General features: G+C 63.6%; 4 protein-coding genes and 1 pseudogene. 2 read left to right on the top strand and 3 right to left on the bottom strand.

What is annotated here, in order from left to right; all coding sequences use genetic code 11:
• The 3 genes and pseudogenes from ASG92_RS29665 to ASG92_RS08035 form a co-directional block, all read right to left on the bottom strand.
• Positions 1 to 127: pseudogene (locus ASG92_RS29665) on the bottom strand (IS630 family transposase); the annotation flags it as partial.
• Between the two features lie 99 nt (positions 128 to 226).
• Positions 227 to 739 carry a YbaK/EbsC family protein gene (locus ASG92_RS08040; RefSeq protein WP_056626654.1) on the bottom strand — a complete coding sequence of 171 codons (513 nt, stop codon included), beginning with the start codon at positions 737 to 739 and terminating at the stop codon, positions 227 to 229.
• Positions 739 to 1,938: an acetyl-CoA C-acetyltransferase gene (locus ASG92_RS08035; RefSeq protein WP_056626651.1), complete on the bottom strand. Its 1,200-nt coding sequence runs from the start codon at positions 1,936 to 1,938 to the stop codon at positions 739 to 741. The genes ASG92_RS08040 and ASG92_RS08035 overlap by 1 nt, the downstream gene beginning before the upstream one ends.
• A gap of 400 nt (positions 1,939 to 2,338) precedes the next feature.
• Between ASG92_RS08035 and rpoB the strand changes: the two genes are divergently transcribed.
• Entirely contained in the window at positions 2,339 to 5,845 is a 3,507-nt protein-coding gene (rpoB, locus tag ASG92_RS08030; RefSeq protein ID WP_056626650.1) for a DNA-directed RNA polymerase subunit beta, read from the top strand.
• A gap of 99 nt (positions 5,846 to 5,944) precedes the next feature.
• Positions 5,945 to 9,844, top strand: coding sequence for a DNA-directed RNA polymerase subunit beta' (locus tag ASG92_RS08025; RefSeq protein WP_056626648.1), 3,900 nt, complete (start codon positions 5,945 to 5,947; stop codon positions 9,842 to 9,844).
• Positions 9,845 to 10,051 lie beyond the last annotated feature (207 nt).

Below are 10,051 nucleotides of genomic sequence, written 5' to 3'. Positions count from 1 at the left end.
CGGAGGCCATCAGCAACACCTGGGCGCGCTGCACCTCTCGGTGAGACGCCGTCCGGGACTTCGAGAGCGCCTCCAACAATGCCCGCTGGGAATCAGATACCACCAAAGCAGGAGCAACATTCGCCACACCACAAGCTTAACAAGCAAATCTAAAACTATTTTGGAGACACACCACTAGGTAGCAGCAGGTGTCGTTTTGACGGCTGAAAACGACACCTGCTGCTACTCAGTTGGGGTCGCTGATGTCCGCGATGACTGCGCCGAGCGCCGCCGTGAGGGCGTCCGCGTCCACGAACGCGCTGTAGCCGTGCTGGCCGGCCCCCACGGAGATGCGGCGGCCGGCAATGGTCTGGTCTGCATAGACGGGCCACGCCGTGGTGCTGCCGAGCGGCGTGATGGTCCCGCGCTCATAGCCCGTGGCTTCGAGGGCGACGTCGGCCGCGGGCATGGACAGTTTGTTGACGCCCACCAGGCTGCGCAGCTTCGGCCAGGAGATCTGGCGGTCGCCGGGAATGAGGGCGAACAGGAAAGTCCCGTCCTTGTGCTTCACCACCAGGGACTTCACGATGTCCGCCGGGGCGATGCCGAGGATCTTGGCCGCCTCCTCGAGGCTGTGGGCGGCAAGCCGCTCCACGATCTGGACGTCCAGGCCGCGGGCGGCGGCGTCGGCAAGGAATCGCTCCCTGCCGGCGCCGTGCGCTCCGGTACCGGCCGGGCCGGCAGCGGCTGAGCCGGTCATCAGTCCCGGAACAGCAGGAGGGCTTCGCCTTGCCCGCCGCCGCCGCAGAGCGAAACCGCAGCCTTGCCCTGGCCGCGCCGCTTCAGCTCATGCGCGGCATGCAGTGCCAGCCTCGCGCCGGAGGCGCCGATCGGATGGCCCAGGGCGATCGCGCCGCCGTGGATGTTGCACTGCTCCAGCGGGTAGTCCAGGTCCTTGAGGGACTGCACGGCCACGGACCCGAAGGCCTCGTTGATTTCGATGAAGTCCAGGTCGCCCGTGGTCCAGCCGGCGCGGTCCAGGGCGTTCCGGATGGCGTTGGAGGGCTGGGAGTGTAGCGAATTGTCCGGACCCGCCACCTGTCCCGGCTTCCCGACGACCGCCAGGTACTCCAGCCCGTTCTCCTCGGCGAATTTGCGGGAGGTCAGGACGAGGGCGGAGGCGCCGTCGGACAGGGGAGAGGAGTTGCCGGCCGTGATGGTGCCGTCGGTGACGAACGCGGCCCGGAGGCCCGCCAGGGTTTCAACGGACGTGTTGGGGCGGACGCCTTCGTCGGTGGACACAACCACCGGATCGCCCTTGCGCTGCTTGACGCTGATGGGTGCGATCTCGTCGTCGAAAACGCCGTTCTTCGCGGCGATGGCCGCACGCTGGTGCGACTGGGCGGCGACGTTGTCCTGCGATGCCCGGTCAATGCCCAGCGTGAGGTTCTTGGTTTCGGTGGACAGGCCCATGGACTGGCCGTCGAAGGCATCGGTCAGGCCGTCGTGGGCGGCAACGTCGAGGGCCTGGATGGCCCCGTAGGTCCAGCCCTGGCGGGAGCCCGGAAGGACGTGCGGGGCCCGGGTCATGGATTCCTGGCCGCCGGCGACGACGACGGTCGCGTCGCCGCTGCGGATCATCCTCGCGGCGTCGATCACGGCGGTGAGGCCCGAAAGGCAGACCTTGTTGATGGTGACCGTGGGGACGTTCCAGCCGATTCCGGCCCCGATCGCGCTCTGCCTGGCAGGGTTCTGGCCCGCACCGGCCTGGAGCACCTGGCCCATGATCACGGCGTCGACCTTCTCTGCCTCAACCCCGCTCGCGGCAAGGGCTGCCTTGATGGCGTGCGCCCCGAGTTCGACGGCGGTGAAGCTCGCCAATTGCCCGTTCAGCCGGCCCTGCGGTGTGCGCGCGCCGGCCAGGATGACAACATCGTTGTTGTCCGCGGAATTGCTCATGGTTTATCTCTTCCGATCTGTGTCGATGTACGCCTAGGTTATCGTGAGCCCGATCACCTATCCATTCAAACGCTGCGGCGGCAGGCTGAATTCCGGCGAGGCGTACGATAGATGCCCTCGGCAACGGTGCTTGCAATCTGCTGGGAAGTGGGGTAGACACGCGGGATGTTTTGCCGTATCGTAGATATTTGCGTCTTCCCTGTTTACCTTCAGCCTTCATATAGCGGTGGGCTTCTCCTGGCAGCTGCTCCATCAATGTGCCGTATACAACGTCACCAGCATGGGCAGACCAGGTCCCGGGTCATATAGCGGAACCGGATGGTAGCACTGCGGAGTCACTCCGCAGGGTGCATAGCGGGGGAGATCTGAAAACGCCTGAAGGTCTGTGGAAGGATCCCTCTTGGTCGCCTCGAGCACCTCTAATAACGAAACCGCTAATACGGCAAGCACCGATGGTGCCACTCGCCGGCTCTCATTCGCAAAGATTCACGAACCTCTTGACGTTCCGAATCTGCTTGCCCTGCAGACGGACAGCTTCGACTGGCTGGTCGGAAATGAACGCTGGCAGGCACGCGTAGCGAAGGCCGTCGAAGAAGGCGACCTCAGCGTCGCCACCACCTCCGGTCTTTCCGACATCTTCGAAGAGATCTCCCCGATTGAGGATTTCCAGGGCACCATGTCCCTGAGCTTCTCCGATCCGGAGTTCGCTGATCCGAAGTACACCATGGCTGAATGCAAGGACCGGGACGCTACGTACTCGGCACCGCTGTACGTCAAGGCCGAATTCATGAACAACAACACGGGCGAAATCAAGCAGCAGACCGTGTTCATGGGTGACTTCCCGCTGATGACCGAGAAGGGCACCTTCGTCGTCAACGGCACCGAGCGTGTCGTCGTCTCCCAGCTGGTCCGTTCACCGGGCGCCTACTTCGAGCGCACCGCTGACAAGACCAGCGACAAGGACATCTTCACCGCGAAGATCATCCCGTCCCGCGGTGCATGGTTCGAGCTCGAGATCGACAAGCGCGACCAGGTCGGCGTGCGCCTCGACCGCAAGCGCAAGCAGTCGGTCACCGTGCTGCTGAAGGCCCTCGGCTGGACCGAAGGCCAGATCCTCGAGGAGTTCGGCCAGTACGACTCCATGCGCGCAACGCTGGAGAAGGACGCCACCGAAACCCGCGAAGACGCGCTGCTGGACATCTACCGCAAGCTCCGTCCGGGCGAGCCGCCCACCGTCGAGGCTGCCCAGTCGCTGCTGGACAACCTGTACTTCAACTCCAAGCGCTACGATCTGGCCAAGGTCGGCCGTTACAAGATCAACCGCAAGCTTGGCATCGACCGCTCCCTTGGTGACAAGGAAGCGTCCGTCCTGCACGTTGAAGACATCGTCGCCATGATCAAGTTCCTGGTAGCGCTGCACGCCGGTGAGAAGACCCTCACGGGCAAGCGCGACGGCCAGGACCACGAACTGCGCGTCGAGATCGATGACATCGACCACTTCGGCAACCGCCGCATCCGCGCCGTCGGCGAGCTCATCGAGAACCAGGTCCGCACCGGCCTGTCCCGCATGGAGCGCGTCGTCCGCGAGCGTATGACCACGCAGGACGTCGAGGCCATCACGCCGCAGACGCTGATCAACATCCGCCCGGTGGTGGCAGCCATCAAGGAGTTCTTCGGAACGTCCCAGCTGTCCCAGTTCATGGACCAGAACAACCCGCTCTCGGGTCTGACCCACAAGCGCCGCCTGTCTGCGCTTGGCCCGGGTGGTCTGTCCCGTGACCGTGCAGGCATGGAAGTCCGAGACGTTCACCCGTCGCACTACGGACGTATGTGCCCCATCGAAACCCCTGAAGGCCCGAACATCGGTCTGATCGGCTCGCTGGCTTCCTACGGACGCATCAACCCGTTCGGCTTCATCGAGACCCCGTACCGTCTCGTGGCCGAGGGCGTCGTGTCCGACGAAGTCCAGTACCTGACGGCCGACGACGAAGCAGAGGTCCTGATCGCACAGGCCAACGCTCCGCTCGACGCCAACAAGAAGTTCGCTGAAGAGACCGTCCTGGTCCGTGCCCGCGGTGGTGGAGGCGAGCCCGTTCTCGTTCCCGCAGCCGACGTGCAGTTCATGGACGTCTCCCCGCGCCAGATGGTGTCCGTGGCAACCGCCCTGATCCCGTTCCTCGAGCATGACGATGCAAACCGCGCACTCATGGGTGCCAACATGCAGCGCCAGGCCGTGCCGCTGGTCCGTTCCGAGGCGCCGTTCGTCGGTACCGGCATGGAGCGCGCCGCTGCAGTCGACGCCGGTGACGTAACCATCGCGAAGAAGGCAGGTGTGGTTACCGAGGTCTCCGCTGAGCTGGTCATCATGCTCAACGACGACGGTACGGAAACCAACTACCGGATCAACAAGTTCGCCCGTTCCAACCAGGGCAACTGCTACAACAACCGTGTCCTGGTGAACGAAGGCCAGCGCCTGGAGGTCGGCGGCATCATTGCTGACGGCCCGGCAACGGACCAGGGCGAACTCGCCCTCGGTAAGAACCTGCTCGTGGCATTCATGTCATGGGAAGGCCACAACTTCGAGGACGCCATCATCCTCTCCCAGCGCATTGTTGCTGAGGATGTTCTTTCCTCCATCCACATCGAGGAGCACGAGATCGATGCCCGCGACACCAAGCTTGGTGCCGAGGAAATCACCCGTGACATCCCCAACGTGTCCGAGGAAGTCCTGGCGGGCCTGGACGAGCGCGGCATCATCCACATTGGTGCCGAGGTTGAAGCCGGGGACATCCTGGTCGGAAAGGTCACCCCGAAGGGCGAGACCGAGCTGACCCCGGAAGAGCGCCTGCTGCGCGCCATCTTCGGTGAGAAGTCCCGCGAAGTGCGCGACACCTCCCTGAAGGTTCCGCACGGCGAGTCCGGCACCGTCATCGGCGTCCGCGTCTTCGACCGCGACAACGACGACGAACTGCCCCCGGGCGTCAACCAGCTGGTCCGCGTCTACGTGGCTGCCAAGCGCAAGATCACCGACGGCGACAAGCTCGCCGGCCGTCACGGCAACAAGGGYGTTATCTCCAAGATCCTCCCGATCGAGGACATGCCCTTCATGGCCGACGGCACCCCTGTTGATATTGTCCTGAACCCGCTGGGTGTTCCGGGCCGTATGAACGTCGGCCAGGTGCTGGAAACGCACCTCGGCTGGGTTGCCAAGACCGGCTGGAAGATCGAAGGCGAGCCCGAGTGGATGAAGCAGCTGCCGAACCTGCCGCGCGAGAGTGGCCAGACCACTGTTGCGACGCCGGTGTTCGACGGTGCCCGTGAAGAGGAAATCACCGGGCTGCTGGACTCCACCAACGTGACCCGCGACGGCGAACGCCTGATCAACTCCTCGGGCAAGACCCGCCTGTTTGACGGCCGCTCCGGCGAGCCGTTCCCGGATCCGATCTCGGTCGGCTACATGTACATCCTGAAGCTCCACCACCTGGTGGACGACAAGATCCACGCGCGCTCCACCGGCCCGTACTCCATGATCACGCAGCAGCCGCTGGGTGGTAAGGCACAGTTCGGTGGCCAGCGCTTCGGTGAAATGGAAGTGTGGGCGCTCGAAGCTTACGGCGCCGCCTACACGCTCCAGGAGCTCCTCACGATCAAGTCCGATGACATCCACGGTCGTGTGAAGGTCTACGAAGCCATCGTCAAGGGCGAGAACATCCCGGAGCCGGGCGTTCCTGAGTCCTTCAAGGTCTTGATCAAGGAAATGCAGTCGCTGTGCCTGAACGTGGAAGTGCTTTCCACGGACGGAACCACAATTGAAATGCGTGACTCTGATGACGCAGTCTTCACGGCTGCGGAAGAACTGGGCATCGATCTGTCTCGTGCAGAGCCCAGTTCCGTAGAAGAGGTTTAGCAGGGCGTCCGACGGCGGGTGACCACCCGCCGTCGGGCCCTCGCCTCTTCCCGTAACCAAGACTTCAGAATTTAGAGAACAAGAGAGAACAGGGACCATATGTCCAGCGAATCCTCCTTCGGCCTCATGCAGATCGGCCTCGCCACCGCGGAAGACATCCGCGGCTGGTCGTACGGCGAGGTTAAGAAGCCGGAAACCATCAACTACCGCACCCTCAAGCCCGAGAAGGACGGCCTCTTCTGCGAGAAGATCTTCGGCCCGTCCCGGGACTGGGAATGCTACTGCGGCAAGTACAAGCGCGTGCGCTTCAAGGGCATCATCTGCGAGCGGTGTGGCGTTGAGGTCACCCGTGCCAAGGTCCGCCGTGAGCGCATGGGCCACATTGAACTGGCCGCGCCTGTAACCCACATCTGGTACTTCAAGGGTGTTCCCTCCCGTCTGGGCTACCTCCTTGACCTGGCACCGAAGGACCTCGAAAAGGTCATCTACTTCGCTGCCTACATGATCACGAGCGTCGACACCGACAGCCGCCACGAGGAACTGCCCAACCTTCAGGTTGAGCACGACATCGAGAAGAAGCAGCTGATCGACAACCGCGACTCCGATATCGCCACGATCGCCCGCGACCTTGAGAACGAGCTTGCCCGACTCGAAGGCGAAGGCGCGAAGGCTGCCGACAAGAAGAAGGCCCGCGACTCCGCGGACCGTCAGATGGCCAACGTGCGCAAGCGCGCCGACGCCGAGATCGAGCGCCTCGAGCAGGTCTGGGACCGTTTCAAGAACCTGAAGGTCGCTGACCTCGAAGGCGACGAAGGCCTCTACCGTGAACTGCGGGACCGCTACGGCATGTACTTCGAAGGCTCCATGGGTGCCGAAGCCATCAAGAAGCGCCTTGAGAACTTCGACATGCAGGCCGAGTCGGACTCACTGCGCGACATCATCGCCAACGGCAAGGGCCAGCGCAAGACCCGTGCCCTGAAGCGCCTGAAGGTTGTCAACGCGTTCCTGACCACCAACAACAGCCCGCTCGGCATGGTGCTGGACGCCGTCCCGGTGATCCCGCCGGAACTGCGCCCGATGGTCCAGCTGGACGGTGGCCGCTTCGCGACCTCCGACCTCAACGACCTCTACCGCCGCGTGATCAACCGCAACAACCGACTCAAGCGACTGCTTGACCTGGGTGCTCCGGAGATCATCGTCAACAACGAGAAGCGCATGCTTCAGGAAGCTGTTGACAGCCTCTTCGACAACGGCCGCCGCGGCCGTCCGGTCACCGGACCGGGCAACCGTCCGCTGAAGTCCCTGAGCGACATGCTCAAGGGCAAGCAGGGCCGTTTCCGCCAGAACCTCCTCGGCAAGCGCGTCGACTACTCCGGCCGTTCGGTCATCGTCGTCGGCCCGCAGCTGAAGCTGCACCAGTGCGGCCTGCCCAAGCAGATGGCGCTGGAGCTCTTCAAGCCGTTCGTGATGAAGCGCCTGGTTGACCTCAACCACGCGCAGAACATCAAGTCGGCCAAGCGCATGGTCGAGCGTTACCGTCCGCAGGTCTGGGACGTCCTCGAAGAGATCATCACCGAGCACCCCGTGCTGCTGAACCGTGCACCTACCCTGCACCGCCTCGGCATCCAGGCGTTCGAACCCCAGCTTGTTGAAGGCAAGGCAATCCAGCTCCACCCGCTGGTCTGTGGCGCCTTCAACGCTGACTTCGACGGCGACCAGATGGCAGTCCACCTGCCGCTGAGCCCCGAAGCCCAGGCTGAGGCACGCATCCTGATGCTGTCCTCGAACAACATCCTGAAGCCGTCCGACGGCCGTCCGGTGACCCTGCCTTCGCAGGATATGATCATCGGCCTCTACCACCTGACCACCAAGCGTGTCGGTTCAGCTGGCGAAGGCCGGAACTTCGGTTCGGTTGCGGAAGCCATCATGGCCTACGACCTGCACGAGCTGCACCTGAACTCCAAGGTCAAGATCCGCCTTGAAGGCTTTGTCCCGTACGCCGGCTGGGAAGCTCCGGAAGGCTGGGAGCCGGGTCAGACCGCGCTGGTTGAGACCTCACTCGGCCAGGTCCTCTTCAACGAGACCCTGCCCGACGACTACCCCTGGGTTGAGGACGTTGCCGACAAGGGCGAACTGTCCCGGATCGTCAATGACCTTGCAGAGCGCTACCCGAAGGTCGTCACAGCAGCAACGCTGGACAACCTGAAGGATGCCGGTTTCTACTGGGCAACGCGTTCAGGCGTCACGGTCGCCATCTCGGACATCGAGGTGCCCAAGGACAAGCCGGTGATCCTCGCCGGGTACGAGACCATGGCTGCCAAGATCCAGGGCCAGTACGACAAGGGCTTGATCGACGACGACGAGCGTCGCCAGGAACTGATCGAGATCTGGAACAAGGCGACCAACGAGATTGCCCAGGCAATGCGTGACAGCCTCTCCCCGATGAACACCATCAACCGCATGGTGTCCTCCGGTGCACGTGGTAACTGGATGCAGGTCCGTCAGATCGCGGGTATCCGTGGCCTGGTGGCCAACCCGAAGGGTGAGATCATCCCGCGTCCGATCAAGTCCTCCTACCGCGAGGGCCTGTCGGTGCTGGAATACTTCATCGCCACGCACGGTGCCCGTAAGGGTCTGGCCGACACCGCCCTGCGTACCGCCAACTCGGGTTACCTGACCCGTCGCCTGGTGGACGTTTCGCAGGACGTCATCGTCCGAGAAGAGGACTGCGGCACCGAGCGCGGCCTGGTGACGCCGATCGCCGTCGCCGACGCCAACGGTGAGCTGGTTCTGGACGAGAACGTCGAGAACAGCGCCTACGCCCGTACGCTGGCCGTGGATGTCGTTGACTCCAAGGGCAACGTCCTGGCAGCCGGCGGCACCGACTGCGGCGACGTCGTGATCGCAGAGCTGTTCGCAGCCGGCATCACCGAGGTCAAGGTCCGCTCCGTGCTCACCTGTGAGTCCAGCGTCGGCACCTGCGCCCTGTGCTACGGCCGTTCGCTGGCCACGGGCAAGACCGTCGACATCGGTGAGGCAGTGGGCATTATCGCCGCGCAGTCCATCGGTGAGCCGGGCACCCAGCTGACCATGCGTACGTTCCACACCGGTGGTGCTGTTTCCGCCAGCGGTGGCGACGACATCACCCAGGGTCTGCCCCGTATCCAGGAGCTCTTCGAAGCCCGTACTCCGAAGGGTGTGGCGCCGATTGCGGAAGCAGCCGGACGCATCACCATCGAAGAGTCCGAGCGCCAGATGCGCCTGGTCATCACTCCGGACGACGGTTCCGAAGAGATTGCGTACCCGGTCCTGCGCCGTTCACGTCTCCTGATCGAAGACGGCCAGCACGTCACGGTGGGCCAGAAGCTCATCAACGGCCCGGTCGATCCGAAGCAGGTCCTGCGCATCATGGGTCCGCGTGCGGCACAGAAGTTCCTCGTGGACGAAGTGCAGGGCGTGTACCGCAGCCAGGGCATTGGCATCCACGACAAGCACGTGGAGGTCATCGTCCGCCAGATGCTGCGCCGCGTCACGGTCATCGAATCCGGCGATTCGGATCTGCTGCCCGGCGAGCTCGCCGAACGCAGCCGCTTCGAAGAGGCCAACCGCCGTGTTGTCTCCGAGGGCAAGACGCCGGCTTCCGGCCGTCCTGAGCTCATGGGCATTACCAAGGCGTCGCTGGCCACCGAGTCCTGGCTGTCCGCAGCTTCCTTCCAGGAAACCACCCGCGTCCTGACGCAGGCGGCCATGGAAGGCAAGAGCGATCCGCTGCTCGGCCTCAAGGAAAACGTCATCATCGGTAAGCTCATCCCGGCCGGCACGGGTCTCCCGCGCTACACCGAGATCGCGGTGGAACCGACTGAAGAAGCAAAGGCCAACCTGTTCACCGGCCCGAGCGCATTCAGCGACTTCTCCTACGACACCCTGGGCGGCGACGGAGCTCCTGAGTTCCACGCCATCCCGCTGGACGACTACGACCTCGGCAACGACTTCCGCTGACGAGTCAGTCTCCTGAACTGAGGAGCCCCGTTTCCACGGCTGTGGGAACGGGGCTTTTCAGTCCCCGGATTCCGCGCCGATTAAGGTCTGGCGGCAGTCCATGTTAGACTTGTGAACAATTGTTATTGTGGCAGTGGATGAGAGCGCCGGACCAGCCGAAAGGCAGGACCAGAGCGACGTTTCCGGTTTGCAGGGTTCTTGTGCAAC

This window comes from Arthrobacter sp. Soil736, from assembly GCF_001428005.1.
GTDB lineage: Bacteria > Actinomycetota > Actinomycetes > Actinomycetales > Micrococcaceae > Arthrobacter.
The sequence above is the reverse complement of the archived record's forward strand: the minus strand, read 5'-3'. Positions and strand labels throughout refer to the sequence as shown.

Excerpts from the sequence above, each read along its gene's own strand:
- ASG92_RS08040 (WP_056626654.1), bottom strand. The coding sequence starts at position 739 with ATGACCGGCTCAGCCGCTGCCGGCCCGGCCGGTACCGGAGCGCACGGC.
- ASG92_RS08035 (WP_056626651.1), bottom strand. The coding sequence starts at position 1,938 with ATGAGCAATTCCGCGGACAACAACGATGTTGTCATCCTGGCCGGCGCG.
- ASG92_RS08025 (WP_056626648.1), top strand. The coding sequence starts at position 5,945 with ATGTCCAGCGAATCCTCCTTCGGCCTCATGCAGATCGGCCTCGCCACC.